This is a genomic window from Brevundimonas naejangsanensis DSM 23858 (assembly GCF_000421705.1).
In the GTDB taxonomy this organism is placed as follows: Bacteria; Pseudomonadota; Alphaproteobacteria; order Caulobacterales; family Caulobacteraceae; genus Brevundimonas; species Brevundimonas naejangsanensis.
The window spans coordinates 246,732-267,469 of the sequence record NZ_ATXN01000002.1 but is presented as its reverse complement, the minus strand read 5'-3'; the positions used below and the strand labels follow the sequence as shown (position 1 = coordinate 267,469).

The 20,738-nt window shown below is 66.1% G+C and carries 19 protein-coding genes; 5 read left to right on the top strand and 14 right to left on the bottom strand.

Annotation, left to right across the window (positions count from 1 at the left end):
• The first annotated feature begins 89 nt into the window (after positions 1 to 89).
• Positions 90 to 629: a group III truncated hemoglobin gene (locus H556_RS0101500; RefSeq protein ID WP_081650904.1), complete on the top strand. Its 540-nt coding sequence runs from the start codon at positions 90 to 92 to the stop codon at positions 627 to 629.
• 96 nt (positions 630 to 725) lie between these two features.
• Positions 726 to 3,665: an excinuclease ABC subunit UvrA gene (gene uvrA / locus H556_RS0101495; RefSeq protein ID WP_024352759.1), complete on the top strand. Its 2,940-nt coding sequence runs from the start codon at positions 726 to 728 to the stop codon at positions 3,663 to 3,665.
• Between the two features lie 64 nt (positions 3,666 to 3,729).
• Here the strand turns inward: uvrA and H556_RS0101490 are convergent, their stop codons facing one another.
• Positions 3,730 to 4,620 carry a glycerophosphoryl diester phosphodiesterase membrane domain-containing protein gene (locus H556_RS0101490; protein WP_024352758.1) on the bottom strand — a complete coding sequence of 297 codons (891 nt, stop codon included), beginning with the start codon at positions 4,618 to 4,620 and terminating at the stop codon, positions 3,730 to 3,732.
• A gap of 109 nt (positions 4,621 to 4,729) precedes the next feature.
• Between H556_RS0101490 and trmFO the strand changes: the two genes are divergently transcribed.
• The gene (gene trmFO, locus H556_RS0101485) at positions 4,730 to 6,148 is read left to right on the top strand and encodes a methylenetetrahydrofolate--tRNA-(uracil(54)-C(5))-methyltransferase (FADH(2)-oxidizing) TrmFO (protein WP_024352757.1); all 1,419 of its coding nucleotides are present in this window, start codon (positions 4,730 to 4,732) and stop codon (positions 6,146 to 6,148) included.
• Here the strand turns inward: trmFO and H556_RS0101480 are convergent.
• Positions 6,145 to 7,350 carry an MFS transporter gene (locus tag H556_RS0101480; RefSeq protein ID WP_024352756.1) on the bottom strand — a complete coding sequence of 402 codons (1,206 nt, stop codon included), beginning with the start codon at positions 7,348 to 7,350 and terminating at the stop codon, positions 6,145 to 6,147. The two genes, trmFO and H556_RS0101480, sit on opposite strands and share 4 nt — an antisense overlap.
• Before the next feature lie 64 nt (positions 7,351 to 7,414).
• Between H556_RS0101480 and H556_RS0101475 the strand changes: the two genes are divergently transcribed.
• Positions 7,415 to 7,906 carry a MarR family winged helix-turn-helix transcriptional regulator gene (locus H556_RS0101475; protein WP_024352755.1) on the top strand — a complete coding sequence of 164 codons (492 nt, stop codon included), beginning with the start codon at positions 7,415 to 7,417 and terminating at the stop codon, positions 7,904 to 7,906.
• A 110-nt stretch (positions 7,907 to 8,016) separates the two neighbouring features.
• On the opposite strand, the gene H556_RS0101470 is transcribed toward H556_RS0101475, so the two are convergent.
• The 10 genes from H556_RS0101470 to serS form a co-directional block, all read right to left on the bottom strand.
• On the bottom strand, positions 8,017 to 8,550 hold the full coding sequence (locus tag H556_RS0101470; protein WP_024352754.1) for a rhodanese family protein: 534 nt from the start codon (positions 8,548 to 8,550) through the stop codon (positions 8,017 to 8,019).
• Positions 8,551 to 8,578: 28 nt separating this feature from the next.
• A complete protein-coding gene (locus H556_RS0101465) occupies positions 8,579 to 8,896 on the bottom strand; it encodes an ArsR/SmtB family transcription factor (RefSeq protein WP_024352753.1) in 318 nt (105 codons plus the stop codon).
• A 66-nt stretch (positions 8,897 to 8,962) separates the two neighbouring features.
• Positions 8,963 to 9,589, bottom strand: a complete 627-nt coding sequence (locus tag H556_RS0101460) for a squalene/phytoene synthase family protein (protein ID WP_024352752.1) — start codon at positions 9,587 to 9,589, stop codon at positions 8,963 to 8,965.
• Between the two features lie 104 nt (positions 9,590 to 9,693).
• On the bottom strand, positions 9,694 to 10,686 hold the full coding sequence (secF, locus tag H556_RS0101455; protein WP_024352751.1) for a protein translocase subunit SecF: 993 nt from the start codon (positions 10,684 to 10,686) through the stop codon (positions 9,694 to 9,696).
• Entirely contained in the window at positions 10,686 to 12,284 is a 1,599-nt protein-coding gene (secD, locus tag H556_RS0101450; protein WP_024352750.1) for a protein translocase subunit SecD, read from the bottom strand. Before secD ends, secF begins: the two co-directional genes overlap by 1 nt.
• Positions 12,285 to 12,332: 48 nt before the next feature.
• On the bottom strand, positions 12,333 to 12,647 hold the full coding sequence (gene yajC, locus H556_RS0101445; RefSeq protein WP_029673113.1) for a preprotein translocase subunit YajC: 315 nt from the start codon (positions 12,645 to 12,647) through the stop codon (positions 12,333 to 12,335).
• A 147-nt stretch (positions 12,648 to 12,794) separates the two neighbouring features.
• Positions 12,795 to 13,868: a peptidoglycan DD-metalloendopeptidase family protein gene (locus tag H556_RS0101440; RefSeq protein ID WP_024352748.1), complete on the bottom strand. Its 1,074-nt coding sequence runs from the start codon at positions 13,866 to 13,868 to the stop codon at positions 12,795 to 12,797.
• Positions 13,869 to 13,983: 115 nt separating this feature from the next.
• Positions 13,984 to 14,628 (bottom strand): protein-L-isoaspartate(D-aspartate) O-methyltransferase, encoded by a 645-nt coding sequence (locus H556_RS0101435; RefSeq protein ID WP_003167066.1) that lies wholly within the window; start codon positions 14,626 to 14,628, stop codon positions 13,984 to 13,986.
• Positions 14,625 to 15,416, bottom strand: a complete 792-nt coding sequence (surE, locus tag H556_RS0101430) for a 5'/3'-nucleotidase SurE (RefSeq protein ID WP_024352747.1) — start codon at positions 15,414 to 15,416, stop codon at positions 14,625 to 14,627. Before surE ends, H556_RS0101435 begins: the two co-directional genes overlap by 4 nt.
• The gene (serS, locus tag H556_RS0101425) at positions 15,416 to 16,840 is read right to left on the bottom strand and encodes a serine--tRNA ligase (protein WP_024352746.1); all 1,425 of its coding nucleotides are present in this window, start codon (positions 16,838 to 16,840) and stop codon (positions 15,416 to 15,418) included. Before serS ends, surE begins: the two co-directional genes overlap by 1 nt.
• Before the next feature lie 171 nt (positions 16,841 to 17,011).
• On the opposite strand from serS, the gene H556_RS0101420 reads away from it, so the two are divergent.
• A complete protein-coding gene (locus tag H556_RS0101420; RefSeq protein WP_024352745.1) occupies positions 17,012 to 17,707 on the top strand; it encodes a pirin family protein in 696 nt (231 codons plus the stop codon).
• Between the two features lie 54 nt (positions 17,708 to 17,761).
• On the opposite strand, the gene gatB is transcribed toward H556_RS0101420, so the two are convergent.
• Together gatB and gatA are read right to left on the bottom strand one after the other, a co-directional pair.
• Complete coding sequence (gene gatB / locus H556_RS0101415; RefSeq protein WP_024352744.1) at positions 17,762 to 19,255, bottom strand: Asp-tRNA(Asn)/Glu-tRNA(Gln) amidotransferase subunit GatB; 1,494 nt, start codon at positions 19,253 to 19,255, stop codon at positions 17,762 to 17,764.
• Between the two features lie 2 nt (positions 19,256 to 19,257).
• Positions 19,258 to 20,736 carry an Asp-tRNA(Asn)/Glu-tRNA(Gln) amidotransferase subunit GatA gene (gene gatA, locus H556_RS0101410; RefSeq protein ID WP_024352743.1) on the bottom strand — a complete coding sequence of 493 codons (1,479 nt, stop codon included), beginning with the start codon at positions 20,734 to 20,736 and terminating at the stop codon, positions 19,258 to 19,260.
• Positions 20,737 to 20,738 lie beyond the last annotated feature (2 nt).

Sequence of the window (20,738 nt, the reverse complement as noted above, 5' to 3'; positions counted from 1 at the left end):
ACCCTAAAACTGCGGCTCCGCTTTCATGTGCTGATGCGAGACGCCGCCTTGGGCAATCCGCATCATGGCCTTTGCAGGCCTCGGTTCCTATGTTGCTCGGCATGGACACGCCCGAGCGCACCCTCGCCTTCCGCATCGACCGTCCCGCGCCGAACCGGGCCGAGGCCGCCGCCCGCCGCGACGCCGCCGTGGCCCGCATTCGCGCCGAGACCGGTATCGACGAGGCCATGATCGACGCTCTGGTCGAAGGCTTCTACGCCAGGGTGCGCGAGGATGACTTCATCGGCCCCATCTTCGCCGAGCGCATTGACGACTGGGGCCCGCACCTGGCGCAGATGAAGCTGTTCTGGTCGTCTGTCGCCCTGTCGACCGGCGTCTATCAGGGGCGGCCAATGCCCAAACACCTGCCCCTGCCGATCGACGCCCGCCACTTCGACCAATGGCTGAAACTGTTCGAGGCGACCGCGCATGAACTGTGCCCGCCCGTCGCCGCCGAACACTTCATCGTCCGCGCCCGCCGCATAGCCGAAAGTCTGGAACTGGGCGTCGCCGACGCCAACGGCGTGATGGTCGGCCCCGGCGAACGCTATCGGCGACCGGAAACGTCGTGGGCGCCCGCAGCAGACTAGAAGTTCTCATATTGTTCTTGCTGTTTTCGGCGAATTGATCCCCATATAGCGTCGTCGCCCCGGACCGTTCCGGGGTCTTCCGCGTTCCCGGATTCCATGACCGAAAAGCATAACTTCATTCGCGTTCGCGGCGCCCGCGAGCATAACCTTAAGGGCGTCGATCTCGACATTCCGCGCGAGCAGCTGGTGGTCATGACCGGCCTGTCGGGGTCGGGCAAATCCTCGCTGGCGTTCGACACCATCTATGCCGAGGGCCAGCGTCGCTATGTCGAGAGCCTGTCGGCCTATGCGCGCCAGTTCCTGGAGCTGATGGGCAAGCCGGACGTGGACCTGATCGAGGGCCTGTCCCCGGCCATCTCCATCGAACAGAAGACCACGTCGAAGAACCCGCGCTCGACGGTCGGCACCGTCACCGAAATCCACGACTACATGCGTCTGCTCTGGGCGCGCGTGGGCATTCCCTATTCGCCGGCCACCGGCCTGCCGATCGAGAGCCAGACCATCAGCCAGATGGTCGACAAGCTGACCGCCCTGCCCGACGGCGAGCGCATCCTGCTGTTGGCGCCGGTCGTTCGCGGCCGCAAGGGCGAGTACAAGAGGGAAATGGCCGAGTGGCAGCGTCAGGGCTTCCAGCGGCTGAAGATCGACGGCGAGTTCTACGCCATCGAGGACGCGCCCGCGCTCGACAAGAAGTTCAAGCACGACATCGATATCGTCGTGGACCGCATTGTAACCAAAGAAGGTCTTGAGGGCCGCTACGCCGACAGCATCCAGACAGCCCTGGGTCTGGCCGACGGCATCGCCACGGCGGAATGGGCGAATTCGCCCGAAGGCGAAGAGCCGCGTCGGATCGTTTTTTCCGAGAAGTTCGCCTGCCCTGTCTCGGGTTTCACCATCAGCGAGATCGAGCCGAGGCTGTTCTCGTTCAACAACCCCTTCGGCGCCTGCCCGGCCTGTGACGGCCTGGGGGTCAAGCTGGCCTTCGACGCCGACTTGGTGATCCCTGACCGCGACAAGACCCTGCACAAGGGGGCAGTGGCGCCGTGGGCGCGGGGTCCCTCGCCGCTCTATACGCAGACGCTGCAATCGCTGGCCCTGCACTACGGCTTCTCGATGGACAAGGCTTGGCGCGACCTGCCGGAGAAGGCGCAGGCCGTCATTCTGCGCGGCTCGGGTGGGGACAAGATCAAGTTCGTCTATGACGACAACGCCCGCAAATACGAGGTCTCCAAGCCGTTCGAGGGCGTGCTGCCGAACCTTGAACGACGCTGGCGCGAGACCGACAGCGCCTGGGTGCGCGAGGAACTGGGCCGCTATCAGTCCGAAACGCCGTGCGAGGTCTGCGGCGGCAAGCGCCTGAAGCCTGAGGCTCTGGCGGTCAAGGTCGGCGGCGAGGACATCGCCGACATCTCCAACCTGTCGATCTCGAAGGCCTTCCTGTGGTTTTCGACGCTGGAAGACGCCCTGACCGAAAAGCAGATCGAGATCGCCCGGCGCATCCTCAAGGAAATTACCGACCGGCTGCGCTTTCTGAACAATGTCGGGCTGGACTATCTGAATCTGTCGCGCTCATCCGGCACCCTGTCGGGCGGCGAGAGCCAGCGCATCCGCCTGGCGTCGCAGATCGGATCGGGCCTGACCGGCGTCCTCTATGTTCTGGACGAACCGTCCATTGGCCTGCACCAGCGGGACAACACCCGCCTGCTGGACAGCCTGAAGGGGCTGCGTGATCTCGGCAACTCGGTGCTGGTGGTCGAGCACGATGAGGAGGCCATCCTGACGGCCGACTACGTCATCGACATGGGGCCGGCCGCCGGCGTCCACGGCGGCACGGTCTGCGCCGAGGGCACCCCCGCTGAGGTCATGGCCAACCCCAACTCCCTGACCGGTCAATATCTGACCGGCGCGCGCGAGATCGAGCTGCCGCCCGAAGGTCGCCGTCCGATCGACCGCAAGCGGATGCTCAAGGTTTCGGGCGCCACCGGCAACAACCTGAAGAACGTCACGGGCGAGATCCCGGTCGGCGTCTTCACCTGCATTACCGGCGTCTCGGGCGGCGGCAAGTCGACCTTCACCATCGAGACGCTCTACAAGGCGGCCGCGCGGCGCCTGAACAATGCGTCCGACGCCCCCGCTCCCTTCGATCGCATCGAGGGGCTGGAGCATTTCGACAAGGTCATCGACATCGACCAGTCGCCGATCGGCCGCACCCCGCGCTCGAACCCGGCGACCTACACCGGCGCCTTCGGCCCGATCCGCGACTGGTATGCGGGCCTCCCCGAGGCCAAGGCGCGCGGCTATGGTCCCGGCCGCTTCAGCTTCAACGTCAAGGGCGGCCGCTGCGAGGCCTGTCAGGGCGACGGCGTCATCAAGATCGAGATGCACTTCCTGCCCGACGTCTACGTCACCTGCGACGTCTGCAAGGGCAAGCGTTACAACCGCGAGACGCTGGAAATCGTCTTCAAAGGCAAGAGCATATCGGATGTTCTGGATATGACGGTTGAAGAGGCTGCGCGCTTCTTCACCGCCGTGCCGTCGATCCGCGACAAGATGCTGACGCTGGAGCGCGTGGGTCTGGGCTACGTCAAGGTCGGCCAGCCCGCCACCACTCTGTCCGGCGGCGAAGCCCAGCGGGTCAAGCTGTCGAAGGAACTGTCCAAGCGGGCGACGGGCAAGACGCTCTATATCCTCGACGAGCCGACGACCGGGCTGCACTTCGAGGATACGCGCAAGCTGCTGGAGGTGCTGCAGGAGCTTGTCGAGAACGGCAACACCATCGTGGTGATCGAGCACAATCTCGACGTCATCAAGGTCGCCGACCACCTGCTGGACTTTGGTCCCGAGGGCGGCGACGGCGGGGGCGAGATCGTCGCCGTCGGCACGCCGGAACAGGTCGCCGAGAACCCCGCGAGCTGGACCGGCCGCTATCTGAGGGAAGTGCTGGACCGGCACGAGAAGCGTCGCAAGGGCCGCGTCGCCGCCATGACAGCTGAGCCTGCGCCCGCCAAACGCACCAGGGCCCGCAAGAGCGCCTGAGCCCGACGAGAAACGCCGCGCCCCTTGCCGGAGCGCGGCGTTTTATTTCGGCAATGCCGCTGAATCAGACGCGCGGCGCGCCCTTGAGACCCAGATAGGCCGACGAGAACGGGGCGTAGATGATGGCCGCCTGCGCCGCCGACAGCAGGGCGTTGACCACGCCCCAGATCAGCAGGGCCGGCCAGAACCGCGCCAGAAGCGCGACGACATTGGTCGTCTCGGCTCCGATCAGACTGTTCAGGCCGCCGAAGATCATATTCAGCGGGGCGATGATGATGGAGCCCAGAAGCCCCACCAGAATAGACATGACCCCAGCCAGGATCGCCATGCCCAACAGAGGCCAGAAACGGCCCTTGGTCATGGCCCAGCTTTCCTTGATGGCGATCTTCTCCTCGGCGAAGGTCATCGGCACGACCAGGCTGAGGCGCACGGCCAGCCAGATGGCGACCGCCACAAGCGCCAGACCGCCCAGCACAGCCGGGAGAACCAGCCAGGACGCACCTGTACCGGCAGCGAGACCCGCGAAAAGACCGACGATCAAGGCGCCGCCCATGGTGACGAAAAACATCAGCACCGCGACCAACAGGGTGGCCCCAAGGACGCGCAGTTCATCCCGGCCGAGACGCAGATAGCCGAAACGCTTGTCCTGCGGCCGGATGACCGAGCGCGCGACCGCCGTAGCGAGCACGGCGCTGAACAACAGAGACAGAGGCAAGGCCAGCCCCATCATGGCGCCGTAGGCCTGACCCAGCGTGGACAGGTCGCTCATCGACGGCGACGGGTTCTGCTCGACCTGTTCGGCCAGGCTGATGATGTTGATGAGGTTTCCACCCGCTACAGCGAAGAACACCACGAAGAAGGCGACATAGGCGCCCGCCCAGGCCAGGATGGCGAGCGGCGCCCGCCGGGCCAGACGGAAGCCCTCGAAGGCGGATTCGGTGGCGTTGAAACTCATGCTGGCTCCTCGATTCCCGATCAGCTTAACGCAGCCGCCGCCCGTGCGACAGCACCGACCACGACAGGCGCCGCATGACAGGACCGCGTCGCGCGGCTAGAAGGCCGCCATGTCGAACGCGTCTCCCGCTCCCCGCCCCGCCCCCGCTCCTGTGCATGTCATTGGCGGAGGTCTCGCCGGTTCCGAAGCGACCTGGCAGATCGCCCAGGCGGGCGTGCCCGTCATCCTGCACGAAATGCGCCGGAACGAGCCGGAAGAGGTGCGCACCGACGCCCACCACACCACGGGTCTGGCCGAACTGGTCTGCTCAAACTCCTTCCGCTCGGACGACTGGGAGTTCAACGCTGTTGGCCTGCTGCATGCCGAGATGCGGGCGCTGGACAGCCTGATCATGGCCTGCGGCGACGCCAATCAGGTGCCGGCGGGCGGCGCTCTGGCGGTTGATCGCGTCGCCTTTTCGGACGCGGTGACGGCCAAGCTGGAAGCGCACCCGCTGGTGACCATCGTGCGCGAAGAGATCGCGGGCATTCCGCCGGAAGGCTGGGACAATGTGATCGTCGCCACCGGGCCGCTAACCTCGCCCGCCTTGGCTGAGGCGATCCTAAAGGCAACGGGCGAGGAGAGCCTCAGCTTCTTCGACGCCATCGCCCCTATCATTCACACCGACAGCATCGATTTCGACGTGGCCTGGCGCCAGTCGCGCTATGACAAGGAAGGCCCCAGCGGCGACAAGGCGGCCTATGTGAACTGTCCGATGGACAAGGCCCAGTACGAGGCCTTCATCGACGCCCTGCTGGACGGCCCCAAGGCTGACTTCAAAGAATGGGAGGACGTGCCCTATTTCGACGGCTGCCTGCCGATCGAAGTCATGGCCGAGCGCGGCCGCGAGACCCTGCGCCACGGTCCGATGAAGCCGGTCGGCCTGACCAACCAGCACAACCCGACGGTCAAGCCCTACGCCATCGTGCAACTGCGTCAGGACAATGCGCTGGGGACCCTGTTCAACATGGTCGGCTTCCAGACCAAGCTGAAATACGGCGCCCAGACCGACGTCTTCCGCATGATTCCCGGGCTTGAGAACGCCCAGTTCGCGCGTCTGGGCGGTCTGCACCGCAACACCTTCCTGAACAGTCCCAAGTTGCTAGACAAGCAGATGCGGCTGAAGGCCCTGCCGCGCCTGCGCTTCGCCGGTCAGGTGACGGGGGTCGAGGGCTACGTCGAGAGCGCGTCGATGGGTCTGCTGACGGGCCGTCTGGCGGCGGCGCAGGCGCTGGGCCGCGATCTGGCGACGCCGCCGCCGGAAACGGCGATGGGCGCCCTGGTCGAACATATCACCGGCGGGCACATGGAAGGCTCGAAGTTCCAGCCGATGAACATCAACTACGGCCTGCTGCCGCCGCTGGAGGCGCCCAAGGTCGATGAGGACGGCAATCGCATCCATCCCAAGGAGCGCGGTCGCGCCAAGAAGCGCCTGCAGAGCCTCCGCGCCATCGAGGCGCTGAAAGCCTGGCGCGACGCGGCCGTCTAACTCAGCTTGGCGCCGCCGGGGCGGAAGGTCAGGGTCATCGCGGCCATGACCAGAAGGCCTAGCCCCATCAACATCCACGCGTGACTGAGATCCGACAGGCGGTCGCGCAGCAGCCCGGCCGCCAGCGGCGACAGGCTGGCGATGATGTAGCCGCCGCCCTGAACGAAGGCGAGCAGGTCGCCGGAGCGCACCGGGTCGTCGATCTGGTCCATCGCCAGGATCAGGGTCAGGGGAAAGACGGCGCCGATCCCCAGACCCAGCAGCAGCATGACCGGGATCGCCAGACTGACCGGCGTCAGCACCAGTCCGGCCAGACCGATCAGGGCCAGGGCCACGGCCAGCAGCATCGGCCCGCGCCGGTCGGGAAATCGCGCGATGAACAGCGACACCAGCACGCCCGCCAGCACCTCGGCGCCCGTCATGCCGCTAAGCAGGAAGCCCGCCGTCGCCCTCGCCTGCCCCATGTCGACATAGTAGGGCGGCAGCCAGGCCAGCACGAGCGTGTAGGCCGAGGTGCCCAGCCCCAGAATAGGGACCAGCGCCCAGGCGCGGGGCTGTTTCCAGAACGGGTGCTCGGGGTCGGTCCCTTCGGCTACGGCGAGGCGGTTCGGCTCTTCGGCGGCCGGGGTGCGCGAAGCCATGATCCAGACAACGGCCGCCACAAGGGCCGGAACCGACCAGAGCGCCAGCGCCACGGCCCAGCCGAACGCCTCGGCGAAGCCCGCCGCCGTCGCCGCCGCCACGGCCGCGCCGCCCATGATGCCGGTCGTATAGACGCCCATCACCGTGCCGAACCGCGCCGGAAATGCGCGCTTGATGACGACGGGCGCCAGGGCCTGAATGAGGGCTACGCCGACGCCGACCACCACGGCGCTAAGAATCAGGCCGCCGGTGCTGCTGAACGGCCAGCGGGCCAGACAGGCCAGAGCGATGAGAACGGCGCCCAACAGAATGCCCATCCGCTCGCCAAGACGGCGCCGCAACGGCCGGATCGACAGGGCTCCGACGCCGATCATCGCCACCGGCAGGGTCGTCAGCAGGCTGGCCGTGGTCGAATCCATGCCCGTCGTCGCCTCGATCAGGTCGAGCAGCGGCCCGACCGCCGCCATCGCCGGACGCAGGTTCAGGGCCAGGGCGAAGATGGCCGCGATCAACAACAGGCCCGCGCCGCGCGACGGCGGCGAGGCGTTCGACTGATCCATCCGAGGTGACTCCGGCTGCGAGAGACGATAGTATCTCTGCATCGAGTATCTTGATGTCAAGACAATGACCGATCGCGCCGCCCGCGCCGCCGCCCAATGGGCCGTTGCGCGCCCCGACCTCGACCTGCTGGCGATGGAGACGCTGGGCCGTCTGCATGAGGCGTCGATTCTGGTCACGCGCGAGCGGCAGGCGCCGCTGTATGCGCGCTATGGTCTGCAGCATGGCGAGTTCGATGTTCTGGCGACGCTGCGCCGTGCGCCCTCGTCCGAGGGGCTAACGCCCACCGCGCTTTATGAGGCGACGATGATGTCGTCCGGCGGCATGACGGCGCGGCTGGACCGGTTGCAGAAGTCCGGCCTGATCGAGCGCACGCCGCACCCCAACGACCGCCGCGCCTCACTGGTCAAGCTGACGCCCAAGGGCTTCGATCTGATCGAGGCCATGATGCCGCTGCACATGGCGGAAAGTCAGGCCATGCTGGCCGACCTGTCGCGCGAGGAGCAAGCCGTGCTGGGCGCCCTGCTCGCCCGCCTGATCGCAACGGTCGAGGCTTAAACCATTTTCGGTTCAGTCGGAATCGACTGAACCCAGAACAATGGTCCAGAAATATCTGGAGCGAACATCTGAGTTTAGTTGGACTTGTGTCCAACTAAACCGATTTCGCTCTAGGCCCGCTTCATCCGACGGTTCCAGGGCATGACCGCCAGCAGCCGCGCCATGCCGCAGAAGCCGGTCGCGCCGGCCACGAACAGGCCCGCCCCGACAAAGGCGCTGACGCCCCAGAAGCCGGGATGGACCATGACGCCCAGCGCCACGCCCAGCAGGATCAGTCCGCCCGCCGCCATCTGCACCTGACGCATCAACTCCAGCGGCTGTTTGCGGTCGGCCGCGACCGGCAGGCCCGCCTTCTTCCAGGCGTCCAGACCGCCCGCCAGAACGTGGGACGGCCCATCGATGCGGGCGGCCAGTCTATCGCAGTTGCCGGCCGTGCGGTTGCCGCTGCGGCACATGAAGATGACGTCTTTGCCGGGCTTGAGGTTGAGATCAGCGCTTTCAAAAGCGGACAGGGGCGCCGTCACGGCGCCCGCGATGTGTTCGCGCGCATGTTCATCAGGCTCGCGCACGTCGATCAGCACGGCCGCGCCCGCCTTCAGGCGAGCGGCGACATCGGCGGGGGAAAGGGAAACCAGCGGGTTCATCAGAAAATCTTTCAGGAAGCCGCGACGCTCAATGCGCCTCAGGCGGGCAGAAAATCTCGGCCAGGACGGCGATCACCTTCAGGGCGACAGGGTCGGCGATCCGATAGAAGACGGCGGCGCCGCTCTTGCGCGCGCTGACCAGACCGTCCTTGCGAAGCCGCGCCAGATGTTGGGAAAGGGCCGATTGCGACAGGCCGACCTGAAGGTCGGCGACCTGGCGTTCGCCGTCGCCGATCTGGCACAGGATCATCAGGCGGTGCTCATTGGACAGGGCCTTCAGCAGTCGCGAGGCGTCGCCCGCGCTGGCCTGAAACCGCTCCAATCCGACACGTTCAAGATCAATCATGGCACGGATATATGCCATGATTCTAAATTAGCAATAACTAATATATGGGCACGCCTAAAGCGCCGTTCAGATCCGGCCCCTCAGCACCGCCCAGAACAGGCGCAGTCGCTTGAAGGGCTCTGGTACGTCCGGCTTGATCAGGGCGGCGGAAGCCACGGCCGGGAAAGCGGCGGCAGGCAGAGTTCGCAGGGCTTTATTGGCTTCGGGACGGGCCGCACTCGCCTGATCGACCTGTCCGGTCTGGGCCAGTGCGCGCACGCGACCAGCGGCGGCGGCCGCAGCTTCATGCCCCTCCCCTGCCAGAATCCGCACCGCCGCCTGCATCGGCCCGACGTAGAAGGCCTCCAGATCGTGCGGCTCGCCGTGCACCCGGCCGATGTGGGCCTCGATCAGGGCGTCGAACGCAGCGCGCTCCAGACCGTGACGCGCAACCGCCGCCGTCAGCGCCTCCAGCACGGGATGGCCCAGACGCGGCGTGTCGGAGAAGACGCCGTCCATCTGTTCGGACCACCAGGCGTAGCGCATCTCGGCCAACAGCGGCTGGGTCACGCGCGTGGGAATGGCCATCAGCTCCGCCTCGAAGGCGTACAAGGCGATCAGGTCGGCGCGCGCCTGTTCGTCCGCCACGAAGCGGCTGGTCAGCCAGCGGTCGAGGTCGGCGGCGCGAACCTGGGCGTCAAGATCAACAGTCATGGCGACCGCCCTTCGGCCATTGAGGCGGCGGCATCAAGTCCGGAATGCACACGGCCCGCCTTCCCTGCGGAAGACGGGCCGTGATCTGGAGCCGTCGACGCTGATTAGGGCCTGCTGGCCATGCCCAGCTTCACCGGCGTGGCGTCGGCCTTGCCGCCGCCGCTGCGGTCCACGCCCCACAGCAGGATGATCGGCGCGCCCACATAGATGGACGAGAAGGTGCCGATGATCACGCCGAAGGCCAGGGTGATGGAGAAACCGCGCAGGGCCTCGCCACCGAAAACGGCCAGGACGATCAGAACGATCACGGTCGTCACGCCGGTGATGATGGTCCGCGACAGGGTCTCGTTGATCGACAGGTCGATGACTTCACGCAGCGGCATGACCTTATACTTCCGCAGATTTTCGCGCAGGCGGTCGAAGACGACGACGGTGTCGTTCATCGAATAGCCGATGACCGTCAGCAGGGCCGCGACCAGGTTCAGGCTGAACTCCATGCGCAAGGCGACGATCAGGCCGAAGGTCAGGGCCACGTCGTGCAGCAACCCCGCCACGGCGCCGATGCCGAACTGCCACGGGAAGCGGAAGGCGATGTAGAGGAACATCAGCACCACTGCCACGACGAGGGCCAGGACGCCGTTGGTCAGCAGTTCGCCCGAGACCTTGGAGCCGACCACGCTGACGCCGGAATAGCCGACCTGGCCGACAGCGTCGCTGATGGCGGTTTCCACCTTCTCGACGACAGCAGACTGGTCCTGGTCCGAGGGCACCTGGAAGCGCACGATGGCGGTCGAGCCGTCGTCCACATTGGTGTCACGACGCGCGATGCCCTGCACCTGGACGTCGCCCAGATCCAGTCCGCTGACCGCGCCGCGCAGCTTGTCCAGTTCCAGCACCTGACCGGCGGGCTTGGCGACTTCCATCGAGGCGCCGCCCCGGAAGTCGATGCCCAGATTCAGACCCGGATAAAAGCAGCCGATGATCGCCGCCACTGTCAGGATCGCCGACAGGATGGCGAAACCCTTGGCGTATTTGACGAAATGGAAGTTCGTCTTGTGCGGCAGCAGTTTGATAAGAGGCCAACCGTTCATCGTCATTACTCCGCGATCGGCAGTTTCTTCGGCTTGGCGATCTTGAGCCAGTAGCCGAGCAGGACTTGGGCCGTCAGCACCGAAGAGAAGACGGAGGTGAAGACGCCGATGGTCAGGGTCCAGGCAAAGCCCCGAACGGGGCCTGCGCCGAACATGAACATGATGATGGCCGCCACAAGAGTGGTCAGGTTGGCGTCGATGATGGTGCCCATGGCGCGGCTGAAGCCTGCATCCATCGAGGCCACGACCGACCGCCCCTGACGCGCCTCGTCACGCATCCGCTCATAGATCAGCACGTTGGCGTCGACCGCCACGGCGAAGGTCAGGATCAGACCGGCGATTCCCGGCAGGGTCAGCGTCGCCTGGGTCAGCGACATGGCCGCGACGATCAGGATCCCGTTCAGGATTAGACCGATCACCGAGATTCCGCCGAACAGGAAGCCGTATGCCAGGATCATGAAGACCACGATGACGACGAAGCCCAGCGCGGTCGACAGGGCGCCTGCGGCCACGGCGTCGGCGCCCAGTTCGGCGGTGACGACGCGGCGTTCCTCGACGTTCAGCGGGGCCGGAAGGGCGCCGCCGTTCAGCAGGTTCACCAGTTCCGACGCCGAGGCGATCGTGAAGCTGCCGGTGATCTGGCCGCTGCCGCCAGTGATGGCCGATTGGATGGTCGGGGCCGAGATCACCTTGCCGTCCAGGATGATGGCGAAGGGCTTGCCCAGGTTCTGGGCGGTCGCTTCGGCGAAGCGGCGGGCGCCCTGGCCGTCGAACTGGAAGTCGATGGCGGGACGCTGGTTCTGATCCGAGCCGACGCCCGCGCGGGTCAGGTTTTCACCCGACACCAGGATGCGCTTCTTGACCAGATAAGGCGTGCCCTGATCGTCTGTCAGAAGTTCTGCGTCCGGCGGCACGCGGCCAGCCATGGCGTCGTTCAGACCCGTAGGCGAGGTGTCCACCATCTGGAAGGTCAACTGGGCCGTGCGGCCAACCAGACGCTCCAGCTCGGCCGGATCGCTCTGACCCGGCGCCTGGACGACGATGCGGTCGGCGCCCTGACGTGTGATGGCGATTTCCTTGGTGCCCGAGCTGTCCAGACGACGCCGCACCACTTCGATCGACTGATCGACTGCGGTGGCGCCCATGCTGTTCAGCGCGGCCTCGGTGAAGGCGTAACGGATACGGCCCCCGCCCAGCTTGGTCGCCACGCGGTCGGGCTGACCGGTCGCGCCCATGCCCTGTTGAGCCATGGTCCGCAGGGTGTTGAAGGCCGTGTCATAGGCGGCGCCCTCGGCGACGGTGACGACGACCCCGCCCGGTTCGCGCTGCATGCCGACGATATTGACCTGGTCTTCGCGCAGGGAAACGCGAACGTCTTCCATCAGGTTGGAGACGCGCTTTTCGCGCATCTCGGGCACATCGACCTCCAGCAGGAGGTATGAGCCCCCCTGCAGGTCCAGGCCCAGGTTCAGGCCGTTGCTCGGCAGCCAGCTCGGCAGAGCCTCGCGCTGCGCCGGCGACAGCACGCTTGGATAGGCCAGGAACAACCCGAGGACGAGCGATAGCGCGACCAGGGTGATCTTCCAGCGTGAAAGCTGAATCATGTCTCGGTTCTCTTCAGGGCCGGCGCGCGCCGCGCCGAGGCGAGGCTATCAGCCCTTGTCGTTGGCGGCGATGGCGGTGCGGTTGCGCACCTCGGCGATCATCGCCTTGACCACGCGGACATTCACGCCCTGCGAGATCTCGACCATGGCCTCGGCGTCCTCGACGCGGGTGACCTTGCCGACCATGCCGTTGGACAGGACGACTTCATCGCCGCGCTTCACGCCGGCGATCAGGGCCTGATGGGCCTTCATCCGCTTTTGTTGCGGACGGATCATCAGGAAGTAGAACAGGACGAAGATCGCCAGGATCGGGGCGATGTTGATAAACAGGGCCATCAGGCCGCCGTCTTGGGCTGCAGTCATTAGGAAACTCCCCGACGCGGGCCGCGCCTTCATTGGGGGCCCTTCGAAATCAAGGCGCGGAAACTAGGGTGCGCCGGGCCGTTTTGCAACGCGACCTGATGACAAGAACGTCCGGACGCAGCCGCCCGGACGCCTCTTTTCACGTCATCAGCGCGGCAGGACCGTCAACGGGTCCAGCGCGACCGGATCATCGCCGCGCATCTGACGCACTTCATAGTGGATGGATGGGCGGCCGTCGCCGGCTGTCAGGCCCACGGTGCCGATCGCCTGTCCCGCCCGCACCTGCGCTCCGTCGCGCACGGTGGCCGAGCCCAGATGGCCGTAGACCGTGCGCCAGCCGTCGCGGTGAACGATCAGGACCGTCAGCCCCTGCCCCACGATATCATCGCCGACATAGGCCACGGTTCCGTCGGCCGAAGCCTTGACCTCGGTTCCCGCCGAGGCGCCGATGTTGATGCCGTTATTGCGCTCGCCCATGCCGACCGGGCCGAAGCGACGCAGGATGTCGCCGCGCACCGGCCACTGCAGGGCCAACGGCTGGCCGACTGGAGCCGAAGGCGCGACCGGCGCCGTGGCGGCAGGCGCGCGGGTCGGCGGCGGCAGGGGTGCGTTCCCGCTGGGCGGTGGAGGCGGCGGCGGAGCCATGCCGTTGTTCGGCGTCCTGACCCCGACCGGCGACGGTCCGGTGGCGTAGGGGTCGGAGCCCCCGTCCACAGCGCTGTCCGGCAGGATGATGCGTTGACCTGAGCTGATGGCGCCGCGCGGCCCCAGGCCGTTGAGGTCGATCAGAATCTGCACCGGCGTGCGGAAACGGCGGCCCACGCCTGAAATCGTATCGCCCGGCTGGATGACATAGGTGGCGCCGGGCATCCCCGGATTGCCGGCTGTCGGCGGCGTCGTCACCGTGATCGGCGCGCCCGTCGACGGATAGGCCGGACCGCCCGGAGGCGGCAGGCCGCCGCCCTCGATGCTGCCCGCCGGAGCGCGAGGGCCTTCCTCGATCGGCGGCTGTGCGGGCTGCTGCGGCTGAGCCGGTTGGCCCTGATAATAGGGATTGTTCGGATAGGCGCCCGGCTGCTGGCCCGGCTGTTGCGGATAGCCGCCCGGCGTCGTCGGCCGGGTCGAATAGCGCGGCTCGCTCGGATAGGTCGAACACGCCGTGAACGCCAGCGCCCCGCCGACGACCGCCGCCGCCCTGATCCAGCCTGTAAAGCCGCTCATGCGTCTCTCCGTATTAACCATGCTCGCCGGTTTGCCCCGACCCGTCGGAGAATCCAACCCGCTAACCCGCGCAAAAGTGGGGCGGAAAGGTTAATGGAGCGGTGAGATTTCGCCCCTAGCCCTCTTTCGCCGTCCCTTCGACCAGGGGAACGAAGCGGACTTCGCACAGGCTTTCGCGCTGAAAGCTGCCGTCCGGTTGGCCGGTGTAGCGGTTCAGCATCTGCACCGAGGTGCGGCCGACCGGCGCGACCAGAACGCCGCCCGGCTTGAGCTGTTTCAGCAGTTCCGTCGGCTCGTGCGGCGAGGCCGCCGTCACCATGATGCGGTCGAACGGCGCCTGTTCCGGCCAGCCCTGCCCGCCGTCTCCGTGGCGGGTGAAGACGTTGTCGATGCCGAGGATTTTCAATCGGTTCTCGGCCTCGGTTAAGAGGCTCTTGTAACGCTCGACCGAGTAGACGAAGCGCGCCATGCGGCTGAGCACCGCGCACTGATAGCCGCTGCCGGTGCCGATCTCGAGCACGCGGTGGCGCGGCTGGACGTCCAGCGCCTGGGTCATCAGGCCGACGATATAGGGCTGGCTGATCGTCTGGGCGCAGTCGATCGGCAGGGCCTGATCCTCCCACGCCTGATCGAGGAATTTCTCGTGGACGAAGACGGCGCGGTCGATGGATTCCATCGCCTTGAGCACTCGCGCATCCGTCACCCCCTGACGCCGCAGCGACAGGATCAAGCGGCCCGCGCGGTCGTCCCTGAGACTCATTTTTCCTGCGGCCCCTTGGGCGGCGCGCCGCCCAGAACCTTCTTCAGGTCGTTGACCGACTGCATGTGCGTCAGGTCGATGTGCAGCGGCGTGACCGAGATGCGGCCCTCGTCCATCGCGCGCAGATCGGTGCCGTCGGCGTGCTCCTGCGGCGCGCCGCGGAAGGCCATCCAGTAGTAGTCGCGGCCGCGCAGATCGGTGCGGCGGATGGCGTGCATCTCGCCGATATCGCGGAAGCCCTGGCGCGTCACCTCCACCGACTTGACCAGTTCGGGCGGCAGGCGCGGGAAGTTGACGTTCATGACCACGCCCTCCCCCCATTTCTGCTCCAGCAGGCGGGCGACGATGCCGGGACCAAAGGCTTCGGCCGTTTCCCAGTGCGCCACCACGTCATCGTGGAAACGCTCCAGCGACTGCGACAGGGCAATGGAGCGGATGCCGAAGGCCATGCCCTGAAGCGCGCCCGCCACCGTGCCGGAATAGCTGACGTCCTCGCCTACATTGTGGCCGCGGTTGACGCCCGACAGCACCAGATCAGGCCGTTCGGGCATGATGTCGTTGACGGCCAGTATGACGCAGTCGGTCGGCGTGCCGGTGACGGCGAACCGCTTGTCGCCCAGCTTGTTGACGCGCAGCGGCTCGGTCAGGGTGATGCCCCGCCCCTTGGCCGACTGCTCGGTCTGGGGCGCAACGACCCAGACATCGTCCGACAGGGTGCGGGCGATCTTCTCGAGGCAGGCCAGGCCCTCGGCCTCGATGCCGTCGTCGTTGGTCAGAAGGATACGCATCAGTTGGACGCCACGCCTACAGTCTTGAGTCCGCCCATATAAGGCTGCAGGGCAGCCGGAACCGCGATGGTCCCGTCCTCCTGCTGATAGTTTTCCATCACCGCGACCAGGGTGCGGCCGACAGCCAGACCCGAGCCGTTCAGGGTGTGCAGATACTCGGTCTTCTTCTCACCTGCGCGCTTGAACCTGGCGTCCATGCGCCGGGCCTGGAAGTCGCCGCAGTTCGAGCAGGAGCTGATCTCGCGATAGGTGTTCTGCGAAGGCAGCCAGACCTCGAGGTCGTAGGTCTTCTGCGCCGAGAAGCCCATGTCGCCCTTGCACAGCAGCACCTTGCGATAGGGCAGTTCCAGCGCCTGCAGCACCGCCTCGGCGCAACCAGTCATGCGCTCATGCTCGGCTTCGGAATCCTCCGGGCGGCAGATGGAGACCATCTCGACCTTGGAGAACTGGTGCTGGCGGATCAGGCCACGCGTATCGCGCCCCGCCGACCCGGCCTCGGCGCGGAAGCACGGCGTCAGCGCGGTCATGCGCATGGGCTGGACGACCTCGTCTTCGGACAGGATCTGCTCGCGCACGAGGTTGGTCAGGGAGACTTCGGCGGTGGGGATGAGCCAGCGGTGACGAGTCAGCGCAGAAACGCTGGGTACGGTGATGTGCTTGCCGTCGTCATCGTTGACGATTTTCGAAAGGCTCGGCGCGAACACCCCGCCCGGATTCGAAAAATCGAAATCATCAAAATTAATAAAGCTGGAAGCGAAAAACAGGTCTTCTTCGAACTTCGGCAACTGCCCCGTGCCAAACATCGCCTCGTCGCGCACGAGTAGCGGCGGATTCACTTCCTGATACCCGTGCTTATCCGTCTGCATGTCCAGCATGAACTGGCCGATGGCGCGTTCCAGACGCGCCAGTTGGCCTTTCAGCACGGCGAAGCGCGAGCCGGACATCTTGGCGGCGGCCTCGAAGTCCAGCAGGCCCAAAGCCTCGCCCAGATCGGCGTGATCTTTGGCGAGGCCGGTCGTGCGGGGTTCGCCCCACTTCAGGATCTCGACGTTGTCGTTCTCGTCCTCGCCGTCCGGTACATCGGCGGCGGCCAGATTCTTCAGCCCGGCCAGCAGGTCGCGCAGTTCGGCGCCCTTGGCGGTTTCGGCCTCGCCCGCCTCGGCGATCTCGCCCTTGAGGGCCTCGACCTCGGCCTTCAGGCGATCGGCCTCGGCCATGTCCTTCTTGCCCATGGCGGCGCCGATGGCCTTGGAGGCGGCGTTGCGCTTGGCCAGGGCGTCCTGACCGCGCGTCTGGGCGGCGCGCAGGTCGACGTCCAGCGTCAGAATGCGCGCGACGACCTCTGCGGCGTCATCCACGCCGCGCGACGACCAGCCCGCAACGAAGGCTTCGGGATTGTCGCGAATGGCTCGGATATCGTGCATGGCGTCGCTCTTTCGGCGCTCAAGGGAGGGAGAGCCGAAGGCTGTAGCGCCCCGCGCGGAGTCGGGCAAATGCTGAGGCGGGTTTCGACGCCCCCTTTTCGTAACAGTTATGGTTGCCTATATGGTTTTCCAACGGCGCGGCGCAGGCTGCGCATACTAGGAGAGCGCACAATGATCGACGTCAGACCCTTCAACACCCTCGGCGGCGCCAACCACGGCTGGCTGAACGCCAAGCATCACTTCTCGTTCGCCAACTACTATGATCCCAAGCGCATGGGCTGGGGGCGTCTGCGCGTCTGGAACGACGATGAGATCGCCGCGCAATCGGGCTTTCCGCCCCACCCGCACGCCGACATGGAAATCATCACCTATGTCCGCACCGGAGCGATCACGCACCAGGACTCGATGGGCAATACCGGCCGCACGGGAGCGGGCGACGTTCAGGTGATGAGCGCCGGGACCGGCGTGCGTCACGCCGAATACAATATGGAGCACGCGCTCACGACGCTGTTCCAGATCTGGATCGAGACCGATCGACCGGGCGCCCAGCCGTCGTGGGGTCAGCGCGAGTTCCCCAAGAGCGACCGTTCGGGCCGTTTCACCGTCGTCGCCTCAGGCGATCCGGCGGACGAGGCGCTGACGATCAACGCCGACGCCAGGGTGCTGGCCGCCACGCTAAAGGCGGGCGAAAGCCTGTCCTATGATCTGGCCAGCGGCCGCCGCGCCTATCTGGTGCCCGCCGTGGGCCAGGTGGACGTCAACGGCACGACGCTGAACGCGCGCGACGGCGCGGGCATCATGGACGAACCGACGATCACCATCACGGCCAAGGAAGACGCCGAACTGGTGATGGTCGACAGTCTGTAATCCTGTCGAGCACGCTGATCCTGGGAGCGAAGGCCCCCAGGATCAGCCGCTGGATCAAAGCCCCAGCTTGGCCTTCAGGATGTCGTTGACGGCGGCCGGGTTGGCCTTGCCGCCGGTGGCCTTCATGACCTGACCGACGAACCAGCCGATGGCCTGGGGCTTCTCGGCGACGGCGGCGGCCTTGTCGGGGTTGGCGGCGATGATCTCGTCCACCGCCTTCTCGATGGCGCCGGTGTCCGTGACCTGCTTCAGGCCGTGCTTCTCGACCACCTCGGCGGGAGAGCCTTCGCCGTTCCAGACGTGATCGAAGACCTCCTTGGCGATCTTGGACGAGATGACGTTCGTCTCGATCAGTTCGACCAGCTGGGCCACATGGGCGGCGGGCAGCGGGTTGTCGCTGAAATCCTTGCTATCCGCAGCCAGACGCGCCGAGACCTCGTTCGTCACCCAGTTGGACACCAGCTTGGCGTCGCGGCCTTTCGCGGCGGCCTCGAAATATTCGGCCTTGGCCTGTTCCGAAATCAGCACGCCCGCGTCGTATTGCGAAAGGCCGTATTCGCTCATGAAGCGGCGGCGCTTGTCGTCCGGCAGTTCCGGCAGGCTGGCCTTGATTTCATTGATCCAGGCCTGTTCCAGCACCAGCGGCAGCAGGTCAGGGTCCGGGAAGTAGCGATAGTCCTGCGCCTCTTCCTTGGAGCGCATGGAACGGGTCTCACCCACCGTCGCGTCATACAGGCGCGTTTCCTGAATGATCGAACCGCCGTCTTCGAGGATCTCGATCTGGCGGCGCGCCTCATACTGGATCGCCTGAGAAATGAAGCGGAAGCTGTTGACGTTCTTGATCTCGCAGCGCGTGCCCAGGAAGCTGAAGTCGCCCGTTTCCTTGAACCTGTCGTAGTTGCCTTCGCGGCAGACCGACACGTTCACGTCGGCGCGCAGATTGCCCTTCTCCATGTCGCCGTCACAGGTGCCGAGGTAGATCAGGATGGTCCGGATCTTCTTGACGTAGGCGACCGCCTCTTCCGGCGTGCGGATGTCGGGGCGCGAGACGATCTCCATCAGCGCCGTGCCAGCCCGGTTCAGGTCGACGTAGGATTCAGTCGGCGACAGGTCGTGGATCAGCTTGCCCGCGTCCTGCTCCAGGTGCAGGCGTTCGATGCCGACGTTGAAGAAGCTGCCGTCCTCGGCCTCCACCTCGACCACGCCCTCGCCGACGATGGGGTGATAGAGCTGGCTGATCTGATAGCCGGTCGGCAGGTCGGGATAGAAGTAGTTCTTGCGGTCGAACTGGCTCTTCAGGTTGATCTGGGCGCGCAGGCCCAGGCCCGACTTCACCGCCTGCTCGACGCAATACTTGTTCAGTGTCGGCAGCATGCCGGGGAAGCCGGCGTCGATCAGCGACACCTGCTCGTTCGGCCCGGCGCCGAAGCCGACCGCCGCGCCCGAGAACAGCTTGGCGTTCGAGGCGACCTGGGCGTGGATCTCCAGACCCATGACGATTTCCCAAGCGCCCGTGCGGCCCTGGATCAGTTTGGTGTTCTCAGTCATGCTCACCACCAACGGTCCGGCTTGGCGACGTAGCCCGCCGCGTCTTCGAGGGCGCCCGCGACCTGGAAGACGGTCGCTTCGTCCAGGGCCTTGCCGATGACCTGCAGGCCCAGCGGCAGGCCCTCGCTGTTCAGCCCCGCGGGCACAGAGATGCCCGGCAGACCGGCCAGGTTGGTCGTCACCGTGAAGACGTCGTTCAGATACATCGTCAGCGGGTCGATCTGCTTGTCGCCGATGGCGAAGGCGGCCGACGGGGTGGACGGCGTCAGGATGGCGTCCACCTTGCCCCAGACATTGTCGAAGTCCTCGGCGATGCGGCGACGCACCTTCAGCGCCTTGACGTAATAGGCGTCGTAGAAGCCCGCCGACAGCACATAGGCGCCGATGGTCAGGCGGCGCTGGACCTCCTTGCCGAAGCCCTCGGCGCGCGAGGCGGCGTAGAGGTCGTCCAGCGACGAGAAGTCCTCGGCGCGATGGCCGAAGCGCATGCCGTCATAGCGCGCCAGGTTCGACGACGCCTCGGCCGGGGCCACGATGTAGTAGGTCGGCAGCGCGTATTTGGTGTGCGGCAGGCTGATCTCGACGATCTCGCAACCGGCGGCCTTCAGCCAGGCGACGCCCTGTTCCCACAGCGCCTTGATCTCTTCGGACATGCCGTCGATCAGATATTCCGCCGGCACGCCGATGCGCAGGCCCTTGACCGACTGGCCGACGGACTGAGTCCAGTCGGGGGTCGGGACGTCGAGGCTGGTCGAGTCCTTGGCATCAAACGAGCACATGGACTTCAGCAGCAGGGCCGCGTCCTTCACCGTCTTGGTGATCGGCCCGGCCTGATCCAGCGAGGAGGCGAAGGCCACCATGCCGAAGCGGCTGGCGCGGCCGTAGGTCGGCTTGATGCCGACCGTGCCGGTGAAGGCGGCGGGCTGGCGGATCGAGCCGCCGGTATCCGAGGCCGTCGCGGCCAGACACAGGTCAGAAGCCACGGCCGAGGCCGAGCCGCCCGACGAACCGCCCGGCGTCAGCTCGGCGTTCGAACCCTTGGCCTTCCACGGGTTCTTCACCGGACCGAAGGCCGAGGTTTCATTGGCCGAGCCCATCGCGAACTCGTCCATGTTCAGCTTGCCCAGCATGACCGCCCCGTCGCGCCACAGATTGGCGGTGACGGTCGATTCATACGGTGGCACGAAACCGCGCAGCATGTTGGAGGCGGCCGTCGTCTGAACGCCTTCAGTGCAGAACAGATCCTTGACGCCCAGCGGCGCGCCTTCCAGCGCCCCGCCCTCGCCCTTGGCCAGACGGGCGTCAGACGCGCGCGCCTGTCCCAGCGCCTTGTCCGCCGTCAGTTCGATATAGGCGTTCAGCGTCGGGTTCGCGGCCTCGATATTGGTCAGGAAGGCCTGGGTCAGCTCTTCCGACGAGAAGGTCTTGGCCTTCAGGCCGTCGACGGCGTCGGCCAGCGTCAGCTTGGTCAGATCGGTCATGA

Excerpts from the sequence above, each read along its gene's own strand:
- H556_RS0101500 (WP_081650904.1), top strand. The coding sequence starts at position 90 with ATGTTGCTCGGCATGGACACGCCCGAGCGCACCCTCGCCTTCCGCATC.
- uvrA (WP_024352759.1), top strand. The coding sequence starts at position 726 with ATGACCGAAAAGCATAACTTCATTCGCGTTCGCGGCGCCCGCGAGCAT.
- H556_RS0101490 (WP_024352758.1), bottom strand. The coding sequence starts at position 4,620 with ATGAGTTTCAACGCCACCGAATCCGCCTTCGAGGGCTTCCGTCTGGCC.
- trmFO (WP_024352757.1), top strand. The coding sequence starts at position 4,730 with ATGTCGAACGCGTCTCCCGCTCCCCGCCCCGCCCCCGCTCCTGTGCAT.
- H556_RS0101480 (WP_024352756.1), bottom strand. The coding sequence starts at position 7,350 with ATGGATCAGTCGAACGCCTCGCCGCCGTCGCGCGGCGCGGGCCTGTTG.
- H556_RS0101475 (WP_024352755.1), top strand. The coding sequence starts at position 7,415 with ATGACCGATCGCGCCGCCCGCGCCGCCGCCCAATGGGCCGTTGCGCGC.
- H556_RS0101470 (WP_024352754.1), bottom strand. The coding sequence starts at position 8,550 with ATGAACCCGCTGGTTTCCCTTTCCCCCGCCGATGTCGCCGCTCGCCTG.
- H556_RS0101465 (WP_024352753.1), bottom strand. The coding sequence starts at position 8,896 with ATGATTGATCTTGAACGTGTCGGATTGGAGCGGTTTCAGGCCAGCGCG.
- H556_RS0101460 (WP_024352752.1), bottom strand. The coding sequence starts at position 9,589 with ATGACTGTTGATCTTGACGCCCAGGTTCGCGCCGCCGACCTCGACCGC.
- secF (WP_024352751.1), bottom strand. The coding sequence starts at position 10,686 with ATGACGATGAACGGTTGGCCTCTTATCAAACTGCTGCCGCACAAGACG.
- secD (WP_024352750.1), bottom strand. The coding sequence starts at position 12,284 with ATGATTCAGCTTTCACGCTGGAAGATCACCCTGGTCGCGCTATCGCTC.
- yajC (WP_029673113.1), bottom strand. The coding sequence starts at position 12,647 with ATGACTGCAGCCCAAGACGGCGGCCTGATGGCCCTGTTTATCAACATC.
- H556_RS0101440 (WP_024352748.1), bottom strand. The coding sequence starts at position 13,868 with ATGAGCGGCTTTACAGGCTGGATCAGGGCGGCGGCGGTCGTCGGCGGG.
- H556_RS0101435 (WP_003167066.1), bottom strand. The coding sequence starts at position 14,628 with ATGAGTCTCAGGGACGACCGCGCGGGCCGCTTGATCCTGTCGCTGCGG.
- surE (WP_024352747.1), bottom strand. The coding sequence starts at position 15,416 with ATGCGTATCCTTCTGACCAACGACGACGGCATCGAGGCCGAGGGCCTG.
- serS (WP_024352746.1), bottom strand. The coding sequence starts at position 16,840 with ATGCACGATATCCGAGCCATTCGCGACAATCCCGAAGCCTTCGTTGCG.
- H556_RS0101420 (WP_024352745.1), top strand. The coding sequence starts at position 17,012 with ATGATCGACGTCAGACCCTTCAACACCCTCGGCGGCGCCAACCACGGC.
- gatB (WP_024352744.1), bottom strand. The coding sequence starts at position 19,255 with ATGACTGAGAACACCAAACTGATCCAGGGCCGCACGGGCGCTTGGGAA.
- gatA (WP_024352743.1), bottom strand. The coding sequence starts at position 20,736 with ATGACCGATCTGACCAAGCTGACGCTGGCCGACGCCGTCGACGGCCTG.